The sequence below is a fragment of the Natronosalvus sp. KLKA75 genome, assembly GCF_059736265.1.
This window is the reverse complement of sequence record NZ_CM185522.1, coordinates 464,622-486,175: the sequence shown is the minus strand read 5'-3', so window position 1 is coordinate 486,175 and position 21,554 is coordinate 464,622. Positions and strand designations below refer to the sequence as shown.

At 66.2% G+C, this 21,554-nt stretch carries 16 protein-coding genes; 7 read left to right on the top strand and 9 right to left on the bottom strand.

The annotated features are described in order from the left end of the window. Positions 1-104: 104 nt before the first annotated feature. Complete coding sequence (locus AC6I65_RS02395) at positions 105-584, bottom strand: TRAM domain-containing protein (protein ID WP_497902497.1); 480 nt, start codon at positions 582-584, stop codon at positions 105-107. A gap of 214 nt (positions 585-798) precedes the next feature. Here AC6I65_RS02395 and AC6I65_RS02390 point away from each other — a divergent pair, with 214 nt between their 5' ends. From AC6I65_RS02390 to AC6I65_RS02380, 3 genes are all read left to right on the top strand, one after another. Beyond that, entirely contained in the window at positions 799-1,590 is a 792-nt protein-coding gene (locus AC6I65_RS02390; RefSeq protein WP_497902496.1) for an electron transfer flavoprotein subunit beta/FixA family protein, read from the top strand. Then, positions 1,587-2,549 carry an electron transfer flavoprotein subunit alpha/FixB family protein gene (locus AC6I65_RS02385; protein WP_497902495.1) on the top strand — a complete coding sequence of 321 codons (963 nt, stop codon included), beginning with the start codon at positions 1,587-1,589 and terminating at the stop codon, positions 2,547-2,549. The genes AC6I65_RS02390 and AC6I65_RS02385 overlap by 4 nt, the downstream gene beginning before the upstream one ends. A gap of 205 nt (positions 2,550-2,754) precedes the next feature. Further along, complete coding sequence (locus AC6I65_RS02380) at positions 2,755-3,699, top strand: formyltetrahydrofolate deformylase (protein WP_497902494.1); 945 nt, start codon at positions 2,755-2,757, stop codon at positions 3,697-3,699. Positions 3,700-3,766: 67 nt separating this feature from the next. Here AC6I65_RS02380 and AC6I65_RS02375 read toward each other — a convergent pair whose 3' ends face one another. Next, positions 3,767-5,167, bottom strand: coding sequence for an MATE family efflux transporter (locus AC6I65_RS02375; protein ID WP_497902493.1), 1,401 nt, complete (start codon positions 5,165-5,167; stop codon positions 3,767-3,769). Positions 5,168-5,561: 394 nt separating this feature from the next. Between AC6I65_RS02375 and ilvA the strand changes: the two genes are divergently transcribed. Continuing rightward, positions 5,562-6,773 (top strand): threonine ammonia-lyase, encoded by a 1,212-nt coding sequence (ilvA, locus tag AC6I65_RS02370; RefSeq protein ID WP_497902492.1) that lies wholly within the window; start codon positions 5,562-5,564, stop codon positions 6,771-6,773. Positions 6,774-6,823: 50 nt separating this feature from the next. On the opposite strand, the gene AC6I65_RS02365 is transcribed toward ilvA, so the two are convergent. From AC6I65_RS02365 to AC6I65_RS02355, 3 genes are all read right to left on the bottom strand, one after another. Then, positions 6,824-9,319 carry a methyl-accepting chemotaxis protein gene (locus AC6I65_RS02365; RefSeq protein ID WP_497902491.1) on the bottom strand — a complete coding sequence of 832 codons (2,496 nt, stop codon included), beginning with the start codon at positions 9,317-9,319 and terminating at the stop codon, positions 6,824-6,826. Then, positions 9,316-10,572 carry an ABC transporter substrate-binding protein gene (locus AC6I65_RS02360; protein WP_497902490.1) on the bottom strand — a complete coding sequence of 419 codons (1,257 nt, stop codon included), beginning with the start codon at positions 10,570-10,572 and terminating at the stop codon, positions 9,316-9,318. Before AC6I65_RS02360 ends, AC6I65_RS02365 begins: the two co-directional genes overlap by 4 nt. Before the next feature lie 384 nt (positions 10,573-10,956). Further along, positions 10,957-11,952, bottom strand: coding sequence for a radical SAM protein (locus tag AC6I65_RS02355; protein WP_497902489.1), 996 nt, complete (start codon positions 11,950-11,952; stop codon positions 10,957-10,959). Between the two features lie 252 nt (positions 11,953-12,204). Here AC6I65_RS02355 and AC6I65_RS02350 point away from each other — a divergent pair, with 252 nt between their 5' ends. The 3 genes from AC6I65_RS02350 to glmS all read left to right on the top strand — a co-directional run bounded on the left by AC6I65_RS02350 (position 12,205) and on the right by glmS (position 15,689). After that, positions 12,205-12,459 (top strand): DUF5789 family protein, encoded by a 255-nt coding sequence (locus AC6I65_RS02350; RefSeq protein WP_254159307.1) that lies wholly within the window; start codon positions 12,205-12,207, stop codon positions 12,457-12,459. Positions 12,460-12,699: 240 nt separating this feature from the next. Next, positions 12,700-13,884 (top strand): sugar phosphate nucleotidyltransferase, encoded by a 1,185-nt coding sequence (locus AC6I65_RS02345; protein ID WP_497902488.1) that lies wholly within the window; start codon positions 12,700-12,702, stop codon positions 13,882-13,884. Further along, entirely contained in the window at positions 13,884-15,689 is a 1,806-nt protein-coding gene (gene glmS / locus AC6I65_RS02340; RefSeq protein WP_497902487.1) for a glutamine--fructose-6-phosphate transaminase (isomerizing), read from the top strand. Before AC6I65_RS02345 ends, glmS begins: the two co-directional genes overlap by 1 nt. A gap of 233 nt (positions 15,690-15,922) precedes the next feature. Here glmS and AC6I65_RS02335 read toward each other — a convergent pair whose 3' ends face one another. From AC6I65_RS02335 to AC6I65_RS02320, 4 genes are all read right to left on the bottom strand, one after another. Next, positions 15,923-18,124 (bottom strand): dipeptide ABC transporter ATP-binding protein, encoded by a 2,202-nt coding sequence (locus AC6I65_RS02335; RefSeq protein ID WP_497902486.1) that lies wholly within the window; start codon positions 18,122-18,124, stop codon positions 15,923-15,925. Positions 18,125-18,126: 2 nt separating this feature from the next. Next, on the bottom strand, positions 18,127-19,032 hold the full coding sequence (locus AC6I65_RS02330; RefSeq protein WP_497902485.1) for an ABC transporter permease: 906 nt from the start codon (positions 19,030-19,032) through the stop codon (positions 18,127-18,129). After that, positions 19,029-19,979 (bottom strand): ABC transporter permease, encoded by a 951-nt coding sequence (locus tag AC6I65_RS02325; RefSeq protein WP_497902484.1) that lies wholly within the window; start codon positions 19,977-19,979, stop codon positions 19,029-19,031. The genes AC6I65_RS02330 and AC6I65_RS02325 overlap by 4 nt, the downstream gene beginning before the upstream one ends. A 211-nt stretch (positions 19,980-20,190) precedes the next feature. Continuing rightward, on the bottom strand, positions 20,191-21,525 hold the full coding sequence (locus tag AC6I65_RS02320; RefSeq protein ID WP_497902483.1) for an aminotransferase family protein: 1,335 nt from the start codon (positions 21,523-21,525) through the stop codon (positions 20,191-20,193). Positions 21,526-21,554 lie beyond the last annotated feature (29 nt).

The following is a 21,554-nucleotide window of genomic DNA, read 5'->3' as shown; positions in this document are numbered from 1 at the left end:
CAGCAGGTCTACTTACGTCTTATTGCAGTTTGCAGCGCGCAAGCGACGACCGAAGAATACGTGGCGACGGCTCTACGAAGGGTCTGTCCACCCTGGCGGCCCGCTCAGGAGCCCCAGAAGTTCTCGCGACTGCCGAGTTGCTCGCGCTGTGGGCGACGCCCGCCCCGCTCGGACGTGTCTTCCTCGTCGTCGGCGTCCGCCTCGTCGTCACTTTCGTCGTCGTCACTTTCGTCGTCGGACTCCTCGGGCTCGAGCGGCAATCGCTCGAGGACGTCAGCGCGTGCGTGATTGCTGTGGACGCGGGTAATTTCGGCTTTGACCCGGGCCTCCGGCAGGACGCCGTCAATCATGACGATGAACCCATCCTCGGTTCGGCCGACGCCGGCGCCGCTCTCGTGCATGTCGACGACGTCGACGACCACTTCCTCGCCAGATTTGACTGGTTGGGTCTTGAGGTCCTGGATCGGCTGGTTGTAGTGGTTACACCACTCTTTGCCGCCGCGGTCGCCGTAGTGCGTACACCCCATTCCGCTGATTCGCTCGGTAAAGCTGGGGCAGTCGTCTGCGAGTGGACAGTCCGCCATGGACCCTAGTACCTGTGGTATCGTTAAACCGCTTCCGGAACCGGCTTCCGGAATCGAGACGAATGCCGGGAAAACCCACCGCAGACGCGTCCGGAAGCGTGATACTCTCGGCTGGTGAGAGACCGTCGCGAGTCCAGGCGAACTCGAATCAACTGAACGCCCGCGACGCGCGGTTTCGAAAACGTTTACGCCCGGGGGAGCACAACCAACGATGATGAAGGTACTCGTACCGGTCAAGGAGGTTGCCACCGTCGAAGACGAGTTCGAAATCGACGGGACGACCATCGACGAGCGGTATCTCGGCGCCGATCTCAACGAGTGGGACGACTACGCCATCGAGGAGGCCGTCCAGCTCGAGGAAGACGGCGTCGTCGACGAGGTCGTCACCGTCACCATCGGCGACGAGGAGACCGAACAGACCATCCGCCAGGCGCTCGCGAAGGGTGCCGACCGCGCCATCCGCGTCTGGGACGACGCCCTCGAGGACGTCGACCTCCTCGACGTCGGCGCGAAGATCGCCATCCTCGAGGCGGTCGTCGAAGCCGAGGACCCCGACCTCGTCCTGACGGGCGTCCAGTCGGGCGACGACAGCTTCGGTGCGACGGGCGTCGCCCTCGCCGAAGCCGTCGGTTACCAGTGGGGCGCCGTCGTCAACCAGCTCGATCTGGAGGCCGGAGACGAGACCGCGTCGGTCCACCGCGAGCTCGAGGGCGGCATCGAGGAGCTGACCGAGATCGACGTCCCCGCGGTGCTGACGATCCAGACGGGGATCAACGAGCCCCGCTACGCCAGTCTCCGGGGCATCCGGATGGCCCAGCGCAAGGAACTCGACCACCAGACGCTCGCCGACCTGGGCGTCGAGGCCGACGCCGTCGCAGGCGACCTCCGCCTGACCGCGATGTACGAACCCGAGAGCGAGAGCGACACCACCGTCTTCGAGGGCGGCGCCGACGAGACGGCCGCGCAACTCGCTGATCTCCTGCGGGAGAAGGGGGTGGCCCAATGACCTCGAGCGATATTCTGGCCGTCGCCGAGCACCGCCAGGGCGACCTCCGCGACGTCAGCCGCGAGGTCGTCACCGCGGGCGCCGAACTCGCCGGCGAGACCGGCGGCGACCTCCACGTGGCCGTCGTCGGCGGCGACGTCGAGACCTTCGCCGACGCGCTGAACCTCGAGGGCGTCGACACCGTCCACACTGTCGCCTACGGCGAGGAGTTCAACCACGACGTCTACACCCAGGCGGTCACCCAGCTGGCGGGCGAACTCGAGTCCGGCTACCTGGTGATGCCCAACAGCGTCAACGGGCTGGACTACGCGCCCGCGGTCGCCACGCGACTCGACGTTCCGCTCGTCACCGACGCCGTCGGTCTCGCGACCGAGGGCGACACGCTCGTCGGCACGCGCGAGATGTACGGCGGGAAGGTCGAGACGACCACCGAGGTCGACGCAGACCAGGTCGCGGTCACCATCCGCGGCGCCGAGTGGGAACCCACCGAGGCGGCGGGTGACGCCACCGTCGAGGCCTTCGACGCCGACATCGACGAGGACGCCATCGGCTCGACGGTGACGGGATTCGAGGAGGTCGCCGGCGGCGACGTCGACATCAGCGAGGCAGACCTGCTGGTCTCGATCGGCCGCGGGATCGAGGAGGAGGAGAACCTGGACCTGATCCGCGAGCTGGTGGAGGCGCTCGACGCGACGCTCTCGTCGTCGCGACCGATCGTCGACGCGGGCTGGCTGCCCGCCAACCGCCAGGTCGGCCAGTCCGGCAAGGTCGTCACCCCCGACGTCTACATCGCCATCGGCATCTCCGGGGCGGTGCAGCACGTCGCCGGGATGAAAGGCTCCGAGACGATCGTGGCGATCAACACGGACCCGAACGCGCCGATCATGGACATCGCCGATTACGCGATTCACGACGACCTCTTCGATGTCGTCCCCGCACTGATCGAGCAGTTCTCCTGAACACCCGTGCGAGCGGTGCGCGGTTCGGATCGCGCGCAATTTTTCAGCTCGTATCAACACTATACATTCTATAGCGTAAACTCGAGTTCGCGACTCGACGTCACCTCGAGCGAGACCAATATTACGCGGATGACAGGGCTTTTCTCCGTTCGAGACGTGGGGGAGAGGTAATGTCTACTGCAGTGCTCGAGCGGTGGTGGTGTCGATGACGACCGATCTGACCGAGATTACGGTCGTCGGAGACGACGACACCGGGCTAATCGCCAACGTCACGACGCTCCTGTTCGAGCGTGGGTGCAACATCGAGGACCTCGATCAGGCGGTTCGCGACGGCGTCTTCCGGATGAACCTCACCATCGACACGTCGGGGATGGTCTGTACGGAGGCCAAACTGCGCGCCGACCTCGAGGACCTGGGCGACGACCTGGGACTAGACGTCCAGGTCCGATTCCCGACCGACCGCGACAGCCAACAGATCGCCGTCCTGGTCACGAAGGAGAGCCACTGCCTCGAGGCATTGTTCGAGGCCTGGGCCAACGACCGCCTGGGCGCCGACATCGGCGTCGTGATCGGCAATCACGACACCCTCGAGCCTCTGGCCGACCACTACGACGTGCCCTTCCACGACGTCGGGACGGAGAACGGCCAGCAGGACGAAGAACACCTCCTCGAGTTACTCGCCGAGTACGACGCCGACCTGATCGTCCTCGCGCGGTACATGCGGATCCTGAGCCCCAACGTCGTGTTCCGCTACGAGGACCGCATCATCAACGTCCACCCTTCCCTGTTGCCGTCGTTCCCCGGCGCTGAGGCCTACCGGCAGGCCATCGAGGAGGGCGTCCGCGTCGCCGGCGTCACCGCTCACTACGTCACGACGGACCTCGACCAGGGGCCGATCATCACCCAGCGGGCCTTCGACGTCCCCGACGACGCCGACCTCGCGGAGATGAAAGCCCGCGGGCAGCCACTCGAGGCCGAGGCGCTTCTCGAGGCCGTCCAGCTCCACCTGAACGGCGACGTCTCGGTCCACCGCGGCCGGACGACAGTGCGAGAGAACGGCGACGCCTACCAGCTCGGGTTGCCCAGGGAACTCGAGGACGTGACGCCCGACCGCCCGGTCGACGGGATTACGAGCGCGCTCGACGACTGAGAGTACGGCGAGTCGCGTTCGATTTTTCGTCACTCGCTCACTCGCCGTTCGTTCACTCGTCGCCCCCTCACTCACTCGAGCGACTGCCGCGTTCGGCCATCATCCGGGCCGCTTTGGCCGCCCAGTCGCGCTCGAGGTAGGCCCAGGAGACGACACACAGCGCCCAGAGGTAGTACAGGAAGACGCCGGTCGCGACGCCGAGGACGCCCCAGTCGAGCGAGATGGCGGCGACGTAGGAGAAACAGAGGTAGAACAGGAACAGGCCGCTCGAGCGCGCCAACAGGGGATAGATCGTCTCGCTCGCGCCCTGGAGTGCGCCCGCGATGGCGACGTAGACGACGAGGAACGGCGCGCTGAGGCCGTAGGCTCGAGCGAAGGTGACGGCGTGGCTCGCCGTTTCCGGATCGTCGGTGAAGATCCGGACGAACTGGGGCGCGAAGACGGCGAGGAACAGTCCGATGACGCCGACCGTCGCCAGCCCCAGGCCGGCGATCGCCCAGCCGTCGTACCGGGCCGTGTCCGGATCGCCTTCCCCGAGGTGCTGGCCGACGACGATGCTCGCGGCAACGTGGTAGCCACGGGAGAGGGGACTCGAGATCTGCTGGTAAACCCGGCGGCCGATCTGGTAGGCGGCGTTGGCCTCCGTGCTGATCAGGAGGAGGATCGAGTTGAACGGGAACTCGATGGCGGTCGCGATCAGGCCCTCGGCGATGCGTGGCGCGCTCACCGCGAGCAGTTGCTTCGCGATGATCCAGTCGGTCGGCCTGACGAGCGAACTCTCTCGCCACGGCCCCGCGAGTATCCCCAGCAACGCCAGGGCCGTGAAGGCGTTGGCGCCGGCCGTCGCGATACCGACGCCGACGACCTCGAGGCGCGGAGCGCCGAGCAGGCCGAGTCCCAGCACGACCGACCCGGTCACGTTAAGGACGTTGGCGAGGACGTTGACGACCATTGGCGAAATCGTGTCTCCGGTTCCCTGCAACGCCCTGGCAGCGATGATGCCGACGTGGCGAGCGGGCGCCGTGGCCATGATGATCGCGAGGTACACCGACCCGTACGTCACGACCGCCGATTCGGCGCCGAGGACCGCGATCGCGTACTCGCTGAGGAGGACGCCGAAGAGCACGAACGGGACGCCGGCGACGGCTCCGAGGAGGATCGCCTGGGTGATCGCCTCGTCGCGGGTGCCGGTCGCGCCGCTGCCGGTGTCCTGGCTCGAGAGCGCGATGGCGGCGCCGCCGAGGCCGAGACCGATCCTGAGCGGCAAGCGCGCATAGAGGTCCGCGAGGCCGATGGCAGCGATGGCGGCCGGCGAAAAGAGGCCAGTCACGACGATGTCGACGGTCCGCATCAGCGTCCGCGTCGTCTGCTCGGCCATGATCGGCCACGCGAGCGCGAGGACGCGTTTCCAGACCGAAAGAACCCGCTCGCGTCCCGATGGTTCACCGCCGGACCCACTCGCGCCCATACGGCCGAACCGTTCCCGGGGGCGTTTATACCTCCGAAAGGAGCAAGCTGCGCGAGGTTTAGTTCACGCGGTAGAAGTGGCAAGAAGGAGTATCTGACGTGTCACCGAGGCACGAACGACAACCGTCTGCTACCCGTCAGACGCCAGTTTCACCCCGCTCCAGTCTATCGATTACACTTTCGCTCCGGCTGCATGAGATTTATATATCTCCGGTCCTCCTATACAGTCGCACGTCACACGCCGTGCATACCCTGTATTCCCTGTCGTGCTGTCGCTTCTGACAGCACGTTTTCCACACGAGACCAGCAGCACTGCTGTCCCTATCCCCGCTGAGTGAGTGCTCGCCCCGTCGCCAACAGCAATCCTTTACAATACTTGCCCGATACTCGCAGGTATGCTCGAGCTTGCCGACGTCCTCGAGGCCCGCGAACGGGTTCGAGAGACCTCGCGACACACCCCGCTGACGTACTCACACACCTACTCCGACATGACCGGCGCAGCGGTCCACCTGAAACTCGAGAACTTCCAGCGGACCGGCGCGTTCAAGATCCGCGGGGCAACCAACCGGATCCAGACGCTCTCGCCCGGCGAGCAGGCCGCCGGCGTCGTCACGGCCAGCGCGGGAAACCACGCCCAGGGCGTCGCGCTCGCGGCCACGCGGGCGGGCGTCGACTCAAAGATAGTCATGCCCGAGCAGGCCCCCATCGCGAAGGTCAAGGCGACCCGGAGCTACGGCGCAGAGGTCGTTCTCGCGGGGGCCGACTACGACGCGGCCGCCGAGCGCGCCCACGAGATCGAGCGTGAGGAGGGCCGAACCTACGTCCACGCCTTCGACGACGAGTACGTGATGGCCGGCCAGGGGACGATCGGCCTCGAGATCCTCGAGGACTGTCCCGACGTCGACACCGTGGTCGTCCCCATCGGCGGCGGCGGCCTCATCGCCGGCATCGCGACGGCCATCAAGGCGAAGCGACCCGACGTCCGCGTGATCGGCGTCCAGTCGACGGGCGCCTCGAGCGTCGCAGCGTCCCTCGAGAAGGGATCGGTCGTCACCATCGACGGGGTCGACACCATCGCCGACGGAATCGCGACCCGGAGCGTCGGCGAGAAGACGTTCTCGGTCATCCGCGAGCGCGTCGACGAAGTCGTCACCGTCACCGACGAACAGATCGCGATGGCCGTCGCCCACCTCCTCGAGCGCTCGAAGACCGTCGTCGAGGGTGCGGGCGCCGTCCCGCTCGCGGCGATCCTCTTCGAGGCGTTCGACTACGACGATGGCGAGGTGATCGTTCCGCTCCTCTCGGGAGGGAACATCGACCTCAACATGCTCACCACGGTGATCGTTCGCGGGTTGATCGAAACCGGCCGCTACCTCAAGATCCAGACCGTGCTCAAGGACCAGCCAGGAGCGCTCGAGGAACTCCTGGCGATCATCTCGGGCCATCGGGCGAACATCTACGCGATCCAGCACGATCGAACGTCGAGGGACATCAAGATGAGCGACACCGAAGTCGAGATCGACCTCGAGACGCGGGGCCACGACCACGTTGCGGAGTTGCTCGAGGCCATCGAGGATCACGGGTACGCGGTCGAAGTCCTGGTGTAGTCCCGAGAATCGAGCGTCGTCCGAGGAGGAAGTCGAAGCCGTTCCGAACCCTATTTAGTGTCGCCGAACGTGAACTTTCCCTCGGTGTCGGGCCCCGAGTCGTCTGCAGTTTCGCGCTCATCCTCAACGTCCTCGAGGGCTTCGTCTTCGTCTCCGTCTCCACCCACCTGCACGGGTTCGTCACCAGCCGAGTCCTGGGGCGATTCCGTTGCCGACGCGTCGTCAAACTCGAGCGGCTCGTCCGACGCCGTCGACGCGTGGGCTGTATCGGAGTCCGGAAGGGCCCCAGCCCCAGAACCGTCGACTCCGACGCCCGCACCATCCGTCTCGAAGCGCTCGAGGGCGGCGCTCAACTGGCTCGCCTGGTCGGTGAGAGAACTCGCGGAGGTCGTCACTTCGGAAATCGCGGAGGTCTGTTCCTCGGCTGCGGCGGCGACGTGCTGTGATTCGTTCGAGGTCGCCTGGGAGATTTCGGTTGCGTTCGAGACCATCGCCACGGCCTCCTGGGTCGAGGCCGCCTGTTCCTCGGTCGCCGCCGAGATCTCCTGGACGCCGTCGTTCGTCCGCTGGGCGAACTCGGCGATCTCGTCGAGCGCCGTCACCGCGTTCTCGATCGACTCGCTGTGCTCGTCGATGCGCGTCGCCGTACCCTCGATCTGGGCAGCCGTCTCGTGAGTTTGAGAACTGATCGACTCGATGCGCTCCTCGATGTCCTCGGCCGTCTCCTTGGCGTCGGCGGCCAGTTCCTTGACCTGCGCGGCGACGACCGCGAACCCGCCGTCTTCGTCGCCGCCAGTTCCGCCGCGGGAGGCCTCGATGTTCGCGTTGAGCGCCAGCATGTTCGTCTCCCTGGCGATGTCGGAGATGAACTCGACCAGGTGGTCAATTTGGGCCATCTCCGCCTCGAGGGCGTCGATCGCCTCGACGGCCTCCTCGGACTCCGCCTCGATCTCGTCCATGCCGTCTTTGGCCGCCTGAGCGGCCTGCTTCCCGCGGCGGCCGGTTTCCGCCGTCCGCGCCGCGATGTCGGCGACCTCGTTCGAGGAGGCCGCGATCTCCTCGGTTGTCGTCGAGAGCCCCTCCATCTCCCCGGAGACGGCCTGCAGTTCCTCGTGCTGTCTGTCCGCACCGTCCGAAATCGCCTGGATCGACTCGGTCACCTGTTCGCTGGCCGAGCGGACCTCCTCGCTCGAGGCCGTGACCTGCTCACTCGCGGTGGCGACCTCGTGGGCGAATCGCTTGACGCCGTCGGTCGTCTCCTCGAGTTCCTCGAGCATTGCATTGAACGAATGAGCGATGTCGGTCATCGCCTCGCTCCGGCTCTCGGGGTCGAGTCGTCGGGTGAGGTCGCCGTCGGCAGCCTCCTCCATCACGACGCGGTACTCGTCGGCTTTCGTCTCGAGGTGACGGGCCATCGCCTCGGATTCGGCGCGGGCTTTCTCGGCGTCCGTCCGAGCCCGCTCGGCCTCACGAATCTGCTCGCGAAGCGACGTTCGCATGCTGTCGAACGCCACGAACAGCTGTCCGATCTCGTCGACGCGGTTCGTCTCGAGGTCGACCTCGAGGTCCCCGCGTTCCATGTCCGCCGCTCGGTCCCGGAGGCGTCCGAGCGGGGCGACCGTCTGCCGCCCGAGGACGACCGCGACGAGCCCCAGCGCGAGCAGGCTCACCAGGAGCATCGCAAGGACGTTCTGGCCCACGTCCGTTGCCACGCCGTAGGCCGCGTCGGTGGGCACGCTCGAGACGGCGACCCACTGGGTGTCGGCGACGGGGACGTACGCGCGGACGTAGTCGCCCTCGTTCTCGACCGTCATCCGTCCGCCGAGGGCCGCTTCGACGGCTTCCCCGTCGAGGTCGTCACCGCCGAACGCGAGCGAGCCCGGCGCCAGCACCCCGTTCCGGTCGCTGTCGACGATCATCGTCGTCGAGGCCGCGCCGGGCTGGTCGAGCTGGTTGACGCGGTACTCGAGGGCACCGATCAGCACCACCACGCGGTCGTCGTCGCCGGCGACCGGGCTGGCGAAGGCCATCACCTGATCACCCAGGGCCTCTGACTCGTAGGCCTCCTCGGTGTTCCAGACCGCTTCCTCGTTGCCGAGTTCGCTCGCGAAATCGGCCTCAGTCCAGGGCTCCTCGACTGACTCGAGGGAGACGTCCCGGTACTGGGAACTCGTACTGGTCTCGATCGTTCCCGTCTCGGCGTTCACGACGTGGATCGCCCGGACGTCGACGGAGAGGCGTGCCTGCGATTCGACGATCGCCCCCTGCACTTCCTGGACGTCCTCGGAACGCAGCGTCTCGTCGGTCGAACTCGTTCGCGTCTGGACGCGCATCGACTCGACCCAGTCGCCGATTCCCTCCGCCTGCAACTCGGCCGTCGAGGCGAGCTGGTCGGTCGCGTCGTCGCGAACCGTTCGGTCGATCTCCGTGTAGCTGACCGCGCCGACGGCGCCGATTACGAGCGTCACGGCGAGAATCGAGATGACGAATTTGAGCAGGTACCGCCGGCGAATCGGGTCCGGAACGAGTCGCGAGAGACGGCTCATTCGAGACTCACCTCGTCCAGACTGGCGATGCCACCGTCGGCACTTTCGTCGAACTCCCAGTACTCGAACGTCGCGTCCACCGTATCACCGTTCGTATCGAAGACGACCGAACTCGAGGCCCCCTGGTACTCGACGGGGTCGCCGGCGGCAGCTCGCTCGAGACCCTCTGTGAGGGTCGCGGGCGTCACAGTCGTTCCGGACTCGCTCGTGACGGCGTACATCGCGCTCCGGATGGCCGTCCCGTCGTTCTGCCCGGCGTACGCGTTTGCGAGCAACAGCGCCGCCGACGCGTCGTAGGCGTGGGCGGTGAAGATGCCCGGATCGGCGTCGTAGGCGTCCGTGAAGAGGTCGGCGAACTCGTCGGCGTACGGACCGGCCGAGAGCGGGGCCGTCCCGCGGATGCCGTCGAGGGAGTGGTCGACGGCCTCGTGGAGCGTCGGATCTCGCATCCCTTCAGTCACCAGCACGTCCTCCTCTCCGCCGGTGTCGAAGAAGTCCGTGAGGATGCGCGCGCCGGTCAACGGATAGCCGATGAGCACCAGCAGGTCCGGGTCGTCGGCTCGAGCAGACTCGAGTTCCGCCTCGAACGATCGGTCGTCCTCCTCGTCCTCGAGGGGTTCGAACGGCACCCGGTTCGTCACTGTTCCGTCGTGTTCCGCCTCGAACGCCTGGGTGAACGCCTGGCTCAACTGCCAGCCGTAGTCGTTGTTGACGTACAGGACCGCCGCGCTGTCGTGGCCCAGGTCGCTCGCGGCGCGTTCGGCGAGGACGACGGCCTGCAGGGAGTCCGAAAGCGCCGTCCGAAAGACCAGTCCACCGTCGTTCAGCGACGTAATTGTCGGGGTCGTACTCGCCGGCGAGCAACAGACTGCCCGGTACGGAATCAAGACCTGCTGGGTCGCCTGCAACGTGACGTCCGAAGCGGCCGGCCCGTTCACCATGGGGTACCCCGCCTCGACGAGTTCGACGGCCCGCTGGACGCCGGTCACCTGATCGGCGGCGGTGTCGACGACGCTGTAGTCGACATTCATATCGACCGCGTCGGCGATCTGATCTGCAGGCAGGATCGCCGCGTCCCGAATAGGCTTCCCTACTGCCTCGAGGTCGCCCGTCAGTGGTTGCATCACGCCGAGTTTGATCGTTCGATCCGTTTCATCCTGACTCTGGCCGTCGCTCGAGGGAACGAACTCGCGAACGTCGTTCAGGCAGCCGGCCAGCGCGGTCAGGCTGCCGGCACCAACGGCAGCGAGCACCGTACGCCTGGGGGGGTGAAGTCATACGCCTGTATTAGAGGTCATATTAATAATTGTTTATACAAACATTGGAAATAGTACAGCAATAACGAGATAACGAGTGTATTTGTGAGTACATAGTACAACATATATTCATAAGGAATGGACGATCACCGGAACGGATTGGAAAATGGCAGAGAGCCGGACGAACTCGAGTCACCCAGAACTATTCGACGACCTCGCACCGTCTCGGTCTCTTCGCCCTACGGAAAAGTCGCATACTCCGCACATCCTTTGGCAAAAATCTGCCCTGCGAGAACGACGTTCTCGCTGGTCCTTTCGCTCACTCCGTTCGCGAAGACATCAAAAACCGCTCGCTCACGCCGTTCGCTCACGGGCCGAACACTACGCCAGCGGCGTCCGCTCGACTACCTGGCCGTCGTACGTCGGATACTGCTCGACGATCTCGCCGTCGTCGACGTCACCCGCTTCGATCATCTCTTCGAGCAGCCACCAGGCGACCTCGACGTGGTTCGACTTCACGGTGTAGAACTCCTCGGGGACCCCGAGCGCCTCGAATCTCGAGGGGGCGACTCGCGTCTTCCCGTAAACCAGGGTCCCGTCGTCGGTGACGTCGTCGAACTCGCGGCGCACTGTCCGGGCCATCCGCTTGAGTCGCCGCCGGTGCTGGGCTGCGTCCTTGAATACCGAGGTGCAGAAGTAGACCTTCGGGTGGTCGCCCATCACCTCGAGGATGCCGTCGCGGTCGTTGTCGACGGCGCTCATGTGTCCCTCCTTCAGTTCGAACCCTTCCGCCTGCATTCGGCGGTAGTTACCGTGGGACATCTCGAACTCGTTGACGTTACAGAAGTCGGCGGCGCCCTCGTCGAGGAATTCGAGGAACTCCGTCTCGGGACGGATGCCGGGGATCTCGAAAGCGGGGGTGAGCCCCTCCTCGCGGGCGACGTAGAGGATGTCCTCCCACTCGGTGCCGTGGAGGTCGCCCCACTGCTCGAGCGGCGGGTGGAAGCGAATCTCGTCCAGGCCGGCCTCCGAGAGTCGTCGCATGTTCTCCCGTCCCCCCGGAATGCCGGTGTAGAGGTGAGTGTGGTGGTCCTCGCCGAACTCGTCTTTCAGCAAGGAAAGGTAGTGACAGGTGCGCTCGAGGGCCTCCTGGGGCTCGCCGCCGGTGATCGAGGTGCCGAGGGCGTCCATCCGGTGGGCCTCGGTGAGCACGTCCTCGTCGGACTCGACGAGGCGCTCGTTGGCGTAGACGTCCGTGACGTTCTTGCGGTTCTCCCCGAGCGGGCAGTAAAAGCAGTCGCGCTGGTCGCAATAGCCGTAGACGAACAGCACCATCTTGCCGCCTTTCGCACACTGCTCACAGCCCTTCGAGATCATTCGATAGCACTGATTTGGTCTCGAGGGCCAAAAGCGGTACGAATCGCCGCGTGCGAATTGTTCTCGTGCGTTCTCCACGATCTTACCGACCGTCTCCGGGAAGAGAGTCGAGCGGACCGACGGGAGGTTTGGCCGACGTACATCGTGAATTTCGCTATTTTATCAATTACCGTGTCCACATTCGCGTCACTCGAGCGGACACTCACCGAAAACCTCGCAGAAATTCAAGCCGTTCGCCGGTGTCCGAGGCGTATGGAGGAAGTCAAACTCAGCCGCGTCGAACACGAACTCTCGGAGCTCTCGTACCCGATCACGCGAGCGGACGCCGCCGTCGAGTTGAACGACGTGACGCTGTTGCTCGCCGACGGGGAAGCCAACCTCGGGTCGCTCGTCGAGGACACGCACAGCGAGGAGTACGACTCCGCGGACCAACTCGAGGACTCGCTGTACAACGTCCTGCCGATGGAAGCCGTCGGCGAACCCTACCAGTCCGAGGGGGAGGGATAGGTCGGTTTCGTCCTGGTCCCCGTTTACGCTCTCGTCCGCCGTCGCTCGCGTCCACGTCCGGTGTTCGCCCGCTCACCCAATCACCCACTCGCACCCCACCAACTCGAGCCCACTGGACCCGCCGAATCGGGGACGCTCGAGGACGACTCGACACCCGCCGTGAGAATCGACCGAGATACTGAAACCGTGCAAATGAGTCCATCCAAAAGACTGACGTCGCCAGACGGAGGTTCGAATAGTATGACCGAACGTTCCGCGATCGTGCTCGCGGCCGGGGAGGGAAGCCGCCTTAGACCGCTGACCAAGCATCGGCCGAAACCGATGCTCCCGGCGGCGACGAGGCCGATCCTCGAGCACGTCTTCGACGCGCTGATCGACGCGGGCGTGACCGAGATCACGACCGTCGTGGGCTACCAGCGAAACCGCGTCCAGTCGCACTTCGGGCCGACCTACCGAAACGTCCCGATCAAGTACGTCAAACAGGAGAAGCTGCTGGGAAGTGGCCACGCGCTCCTGGCCGCAGAAGACGCCCACCGGGACCACCAGGGGCCGACGCTCGTCGTCTACGGCGACCAGCTCGTCGACGGCGACATCGTCGCGGACGTACTCGAGTCCCACGACGAGGACTCGGTGGCGACGCTCGGCCTGATCCCGACCGACAACGTCGGCGAGTACGGCGGCGTCCTCACGGACGACGGCGAGGTGACCGAGATCGTCGAACGACCGCTCGACGACCGCGAGTACACCCTCAACGCTGGCGTCTACGTCTTCGACGACCTGATCTTCGAGGCGATCCGCGGGGTCAACCCGCGCGTGGGTGAACGGTCCCTCATCGACGGCATCTCGAGCCTGGTCGACGACGAGACCGCCAGCGTTCGGGGCGTCGTCTCCGACGGCCTCTGGGTCGACGCGACCTACCCGTGGGACCTGCTGACCATCGCTGAGGACCTCCTCGCCAGGGGCGGCGTCGACAGCCAGGTGTCGGCGGACGCCTACGTCCACGAGTCCGCGACGATCGTCGACCCCGTCGTCGTCCCCGCCGATTGCGTCATCGGGGCGGGGTCGGTCGTGGGACCGAACGTCTGTCTCGGCGAGAACGTGACGGTCGGTTCGAACGTCTCGCTCACGCACGCCGTCGTCGATGCCGACACGCGAGTCGAAGACGGGGCGACGGTCCGCGACTGCGTCACCGGCCGCGGAGCGCGAATCGGCCCCGGGTCGACCGTCGTCGGCGGGCCGAGCGACGTCCAGATCAACGACGCGGTCCACCGGGACGTCGACTTCGGCGCGCTGTTCGCCGACCACGCCCACGACGAGGGCGGATCGACGTTCGCCCCCGGCGTAATCGTCGGCGCCGACGCCTACGTCCAGGCGGGATCGACGCTTCGCGGAACGATCGAGGACGACGTGGAGGTGCGTTCCTGATGTGTGGCATCATCGGCTTCGTCGGCAACGGCAAGGGCGAGACCGACGCGCTCGACGTCCTGATGACCGGGCTCTCGGGCCTCGAGTACCGGGGGTACGACTCCGCCGGCGTCGCCCTCGGGGATACGGACCTTCGCGTCCACAAGCGCCAGGGCGAGGTCTCCTCACTCGAGGAGACCCTGGAGGCGAACGAACCGGGCGGCGAGTCCGTCGGCATCGGCCACACCCGCTGGAGCACCCACGGCCCGCCCTCGGACGTGAACGCTCACCCGCACACCGACGCGGAGGGCCGGGTCGCCGTCGTCCACAACGGCATCATCGAGAACTACCAGTCGCTCCGGACGGAACTGCGCGAGGCCGGGGTCACGTTCCAGAGCGACACCGACACCGAGGTCGTCCCCCATCTGATCGCCCGCGGCCTCGAGGACGGCCTCGACCCCGAGTCGGCGTTCCGGGCGGCCATCGAGCGCCTTGAGGGCAGTTACGCCATCGCCGCCGTCTTCGAGGGGTCGGAGACGGTGTACGCGGCCCGCCACGAGTCGCCGCTCGTACTCGGCCTGGGCGAGGACGGCCACTACCTGGCGAGCGACGTCCCGGCGTTCATCGAGTACACCGACCGCGTGATCTACCTCGACGACGGTGAGTTCGCGACGCTCACCGGCGACTCGATCCGGATCACCGATTCGGACGGCGAGGTCGTCGAGAGCAGCGTCGAGACCATCGAGTGGGACGCCGAGGACGCCGGCAAGAGCGGCTACGACCACTACATGCTCAAGGAGATCCACGAACAGCCCACTGCGATCCGGGAGTGTCTCCGCGGGCGACTCAACGAACTCACCGGCCGGATCGAACTCGAGGAACTGGCGGACATCGCCTTCGACGGCCCCGTGACGTTCGTCGCCTGCGGGACCTCCTATCACGCCGCGATGTTCGGCGTCTCGCTGTTGAACCGCTGGGGCGTCCCCGCCCAGGCCACCCTGGCGAGCGAATTTACGGCTGACACGATGCCACTCACGGACGACTCGCTCGTCGTCGGCGTCACCCAGAGCGGCGAGACAGCCGACACGATGCGCGCGCTTCGGGAGGCGAACCGGGCGGGCGCAACGACGCTCGCCGTGACGAACGTCGTCGGCAGTTCGGCCGCCCGCGAGACCGATCACGTCCTCTACATCCGCGCCGGCCCGGAGATCGGCGTCGCCGCCACGAAGACGTTCGCGAGCCAGCAGGCCGCACTCACCATGGTCGCCGCCGCGCTGAGCGACCACCGTTCCCGCGAGTTGATCCAGTCGCTCCGATCGATAGCCGATGCCATCCAGCAGGTGCTCGACACCTCGAGCGCCCGGGAGGTCGCTCACGCCTACCGCGACGCCGACGCGTACTTCTTCATCGGTCGCAGCCTCAACTACCCCGTCGCGCTCGAGGGGGCGCTGAAGCTCAAGGAGATTTCCTACGAACACGCCGAGGGCTTCGCGGCGGGCGAGTTGAAACACGGCCCCCTCGCGCTTGTCGGCCCAAACACGCCCGTGTTTGCGCTCGTGACCGGCGACGGCGAGGAAGCCGAGAAGACCATCGGCAACGTCAAGGAAGTCGAGGCCCGCGGCGTCCCCATCGTCGCGGTCACCGACGGCCAGTCTGACGTCGAGCGCTACGCGGATCACGTCCTCGAGATTCCGGCGCTCGAGGCCGTCGCGAGTTCGGTCGTGGCGAACGTCCAGCTCCAGCTGGTGTCGTACTGGATCGCCAACGAACTGGGTCGATCGATCGACAAACCCCGGCACCTGGCGAAGAGCGTCACCGTCGAGTGATCGCGGAGAACGTCACCGGCGAGTGATCGGACGATCGCTGCCGGAAAAGTGCGAGATTTGTGGTGGTTCGTTGGTGGTGGTGGAACAGTTCCAAATCTCGCAGCCGTAGTATTCAGTTATTCACGTATATTACTATTGGTTGAACTTTGTTCGGTTAATCTGTGAGGTCACAGACCGCCGTTCTGTATGGAATCGGTCGGGCGGCTGTAGCCGTCGGTTCGGCGGTATCCGGCTCAGTCGCTGCCACGGTGGGTCGCCTCGAGAACGTCCTCCGGCGGCTCCTCGTCGCCCCTGGTGGCCGTCGAGTGGAGGAAACAGGCCGCACGCTGATCGCCGTCGACCGGGACGAGCGCCGGGTCGTGTTCGCGACACTTCGGCATGACCGCCGGACAGCGGCTGGCGAAGTTACACCCCGTCGGCGGGTATCGCGGGTCCGGAATCTCGCCCTCGAGGGTGATCCGCTCGCTCGAGCGCTGTGAATCGGGATCGGGGTCGGGAATCGCGCTCAACAGCGCCTCCGTGTAGGGGTGTTTCGGATCGGCGAAGAGCGCGTCAACGGGCCCGGTCTCCACGAGTCGGCCGAGGTACATCACGGCGACGCGGTCGGAGACGTGGCGGATGACCGAGAGGTCGTGACTGATGAAGATCATCGAGAGGTCGCGTTCGGCCTTGATCCGCTCGAGGAGGGCCAGGATCTGGCCCTGGACGCTCACGTCCAGCGCGCTGGTCGGCTCGTCCGCGATCAGGACGTCCGGATCGACCGCGAGCGCCCGGGCGACGCCGACGCGCTGTTTCTGCCCACCGGAGAGTTCGTGGGGGTGGCGGTGACGGGTCTCAGCGTCGAGACCAACCTCCTCGAGCAGGTCGATCACGCGGTCGGTGACCGTCTCGTTAGGTGCCAGCGTCGCGTGTTTCTCGACCGCGAACCCGAGAATGCGCGCGACTCGCTGGCGCGGGTTGAGCGACGAACTGGGGTCCTGAAAGACGAACTGGACCCGCTGGCGGAGCTTCTCGTCGGGGGTCTCCGCGAGGGAGACGCTGTCGAGCCGGATGTCGCCCTCGGTCCGCTCCTCGAGCGCGATACAGAGGCGCCCGAGGGTCGTCTTGCCGGAGCCGCTCTCCCCGACGAGTCCGACGGTTTCGCCCGCGCGAAGCGAGAGCGAGACGCCGTCGACGGCCTGCACCGGCGGCGATCCCTTCGGGAGCAGGCGATCGAGCAGCGAGGTCGAGGTGTCGAACTCCTTTCGAACGTTCTCGATCTCGAGGATGGGGTCGCCGACGTCGGTCGTCCGCGAGTCGGCCGTCTCGGAGGCCTCGGCGGGCACGGGCTCGAGGACGCCGATTTCGTCGGTTCGAATGCAGGCTGCTCGCTGGACAGCGCCGTCGTCGGTCGGCGGCGATGCGGTTCCAGCGGCGGTTTCGGCGGGGGTTTCAGCGGCGGTCTCGGAACTCCCCGCTGGGGCACCGTCGCCTCTCTCGACTGGCTCGAGCGGCGGATCGTCCGCCTCGCAGGCCGCCGTCGCGTACGGACAGCGCGGGGCGAAGTTACAGCCACTCGGCCGGTTTCCGGGCTGGGGAACGGTCCCCTCGAGCAGTTCGGGAACGTGGTCAGTCAGCCGCGGCATCGACCGGAGCAGGCCCGCCGTGTAGGGGTGACGGGGTTCGGTGAACACCCGCTCGGTCAGCCCCTGCTCGACCATCCGTCCGGCGTACATGACGCCCACGCGGTCGGTCGACTCCGCGACGACCCCCAGGTCGTGGGTGATGAGGACCACGCTGAGGTCGCGAGAGTCCCGGAGGTCCTCGAGTAACTCGAGGATCTGGGCCTCGATGGTCACGTCTAGCGCCGTCGTCGGTTCGTCGGCGATCAGCACCTCGGGATCGCAGCAGATGGCGATCGCGATGAGCACCCGCTGGCGCTGACCACCGGAGAGTTCGTGCGGATAGGACTCGAAGACGTCAACGGGGTCCGGCAGGCGCACCTGCTCGAGCAGGGAGAGCGCCGTCTCCCGCGCTTCCTCGTCGGACAGCTCCCGGTGCTGGTGGAGCGTCTCGAGGAGTTGCGTGCCGACGGTCAACACCGGCGTGAGCGAGGTCATCGGGTCCTGGAAGACCATGGCGATCTCCGATCCGCGGATCGACTGCAGCGTCGAGTCGGACATCGTCGTCAGATCGGCGCCGTCGAACGTGACCGAGCCCGACGCGATCCGGCCGTTGTCCTCGAGTAGCCGCATGATCGAGTGAGCGGTGACGCTCTTGCCGGAGCCGCTCTCTCCGACGATGCCGAGGGTTTCCCCGCGCTCGAGGGTGAAGCTCACGTCCTCGATGGCGCGGATACCGCCCTCGTCGGTCGCGAATTCCGTCGTCAGTCCGTCGACCGATAGCAGTGGGTCACTCGTGCTCGTGTTCGTATTCGTGCCCGTGTTCGTACTCATACTCAGAACCTCCGTTCGGCGTTTTCGTGCGGATCGAGCGCGTCGCGCAGCCCGTCGCCGACCAGGTTGAAGCCCAGCACGGTGACGAAGACGGCGACCCCCGGGAACACCGAGATCCAGGGGGCGTTGCTCATGTAGCTACTTCCGTCGGCGACCATCTGCCCCCACGAGGCCTGGGGCGGCTGGACGCCGAGACCGAGGAACGAGAGGGAGGCTTCCGCGATGATGGCGAACGCCATCAGCAGAGAGGCCTGGACCAGCAGCGGCGAGAGGCAGTTCGGCAACACCTCCCGGAAGACGATGTGACGTCTCGAGTAGCCGAGGGCCTCGGCGGCCTCGACGTACTCCTCCTCGGTGACCGAGAGGGCGCTGCTGCGGGCGATGCGGGCGAACTGCGGGATGTAGACGATCCCCAGCGCGATGATGACGTTCTGGAGGCTGAATCCGAGTGCGGCGACGACGCCAATCGCGAGGATGAGCGCGGGGAACCCGAGCAGCACGTCCACCCCGCGCATGATGACCGTCTCCGTGTACCCCTTCGCGTAGCCGGCGAGTACGCCGAGCAGCGAGCCGATCACGGCGGCGACCGAGACCGCCGTGAGCGCGACCTGCACCGACACCTTCGCGCCGTAGATCGTTCGCGACAGGACGTCGCGGCCCAGTTCGTCGGTTCCGAACGGGTGGTCCGCGCTCGGGCCCTCGAGCGGGGTGAAGGCGGGGTCGTTCGGGTCGTGGTGGACGGTTTCGATGATCGCCCCGCCGAAGAACTGCTCGTCGACGAACGCGAGCACGCCGACGACGACGATCACCGACACGACCGCGAGCCCGGCGACCGCCAGTTTGTGCGCCGCGAAACTCCGAACGAACCGGCGGAACCGCTCCTGACGGGCGCTCGAGACGACGCTCATTGGGCGCTCACCCGAGGATCGAGGTAGCCGTACGTGAGGTCGACGAGCAGGTTGATCGCGACGAACAGGGTTGCGACGACGAGGACGGCCCCCTGTACCGCCGGGTAGTCCTGCTGGAGGACGGCGAACCAGATTAGCCGCCCCATGCCGGGCCAGGCGAACACCTGCTCGACGACGACGGTGGCCGAGAGGAGGTAGCCGAACTGCAACCCGGCGACGGTGATGACGGGCAACAGCGCTCCCTTCAGGACGTGGGCGGTCATGATTCGTCGCGTCGAGAGTCCCTTCGCCTTCGCCATCCGCACGCTATCGGAGCGGAGGTTCTCGAGGACGGCCGAGCGGGTCTGGCGCGTCAACAGGGCGGCGTAGGCGGTCCCGACCGTCACCGCCGGCAGGAAGACGCTCTCGAGCGCTCCGACGGGATCGTCCATCGGCGAGACGTAGTTCCCCGCGGGGAAGATTCCGAGCGACGTCGCGAAGAAGAGGATGAGGAGCAGACCGAGCCAGAAGTTCGGGATCGAGATGCCCGAGAGCGCACCGAGCGTGACCGCGAAATCGGTCTTCGACCCCTTGCGGACTGCACTCACCATACCGGCAGGAATTGCGATGAGTATGGCGACGACCATCGAGGAAACGGCGAGGAACAGCGTCGCTGGCAGACGACTCACGATCAGGTCCGAGACGGCCCGACCCTGGACGAGCGAGCGGCCGAAGTCGCCCTGGAGCACGTTCGAGAGCCACGAGAAGTACTGGATGTACAGCGGCTGGTCCAGTCCGTGGGCGGCCCGGACCGCTTCGATGTTCTCCTCGGTCGCCTGGATGCCGAGCATGTTGACGACCGGGTCGCCGGGAGCCGCGTGGACGATCAGGAACACGACCGCCGAGACCCCGGCCAGCACTGGAACCGTCTGGAGCGTCCGCACCGCGACGTAGCGAAGGAAGTTCATCGAGCGATCAGGCCACCTCCGGCGACGTGAAGCGTAAAATCATGGGTAGGTCGTTTTCACGTGCTCGCTTAAGTGTTGTGTCGGATTCGTGGGTATCCCGAGTTACCTGAAATTCGTTCATTATTTCGATTGGAGAGTTGGATCGTGTTGATCGACTGGTGGCTCGACTCCGGGCGGACGCTCCCACCGGCAGCCGCTCGAACGGTCCGGGCTACGCCTCCATCGCCGCGTCGGCGACCTCGAGGGCCGCGTCGATCGCCGCAACGGCCTCGTCGATCTCCGCCCGGGTGATCGTCAGCGGCGGCGCAACGATGAGCGTGTTGATCATGTTGGCGACGTAGGTCCCGTGCTCGAGGGCGCGGGCGGCGACCTCGTCGACGACGGTCGACCCCTTCGAGAGTTTGTCCTTGCGCGTCCCGAAGGGGGCCCGCTCGTCGGTCCGCTTCGTGAGTTCGATCCCGTGGAACAGCCCGGTTCCGCGGACGTTCCCGACGCTCGGGTGGTCGACTTCGAGCGAGGCGATTCGGTCGCCCAGGTACGAGCCGACCTCGTTCGCTCGTTCGATCAACCCCTCGGATTCGTAGGTCTCGACGGCCGCCAGCCCCGCCGCGCAGGCGACCGGGTGGCCCGCGTAGGTGTGGCCGTGCGTGAACATGTTGTCCTCGAAGTGGGCGGCGATTTCGTCGGTTACGACGGTCGCTGCCAGCGGTTGATAGGCGCCCGTGAGCCCCTTCGCCATCGTCATGACGTCGGGGGTCACGTCGAAGAGGTCGCTGCCGAACCACTCGCCGGTCCGACCGAACCCGGTCATCACCTCGTCGCAGACGAGCAACGCGCCGTGGTCGTGGGCGATCTCCTTCAGCCGCGGGAGGTACTCTGCAGGCGGGACCAGGATGCCGTTCGAGCCGACGACCGGTTCGACCAGCACCGCCGCGACGGTGTCGCCCTCGAGCATCAGCATTTCGTCGATGTACTCGAGGCTCTCCATGGGGTCGAGCGTCGACCCGTAGGCGTAGGGGTCGGGTGCTTTGATCGCGCCCGGAATGCCGGGTTCGGCGGCGAGTCGGCGGGGGTCGCCGGTGACGCTGATCGATCCCGCCGTCGCGCCGTGGTAGGAGCGGTACCGGGAGACGATCTTGTCCTTGCCCGTGTAGAACTTCGCGATCTTGATCGCGGCCTCGACCGCCTCGGTGCCGCTGGTCGAAAAGAACGACTTCGAGAGGTTTCCCGGCGTCACCTCGGCGAGTTTCTTCCCGAGTTCGGCCCGCGCTTCGGTGGCGAAGCCCGGCGCGAAGTACGCCCCCGCTCGAGCCTGGTCGGCGATAGCGTCCTCGACCGCCGTCGCCGAGTGACCGAGGTTCGAACACATGAGTTGCCCGGAGAAGTCGACGTACTCGTTCCCGTCGGCGTCGGTGAACCGGGCGCCATCACCACCGACGATCTGGGTCGGCGAGACCTCGCTCTGGTAGGCCCACGTCCCGAAGACGTACTCCCTGTCCATCGCCTCGACGGCGTTCAGCCCGTCGCTCGAGTTATCCGTTACCATGTCCCTACCACGGCTATCGGACTCTGTTG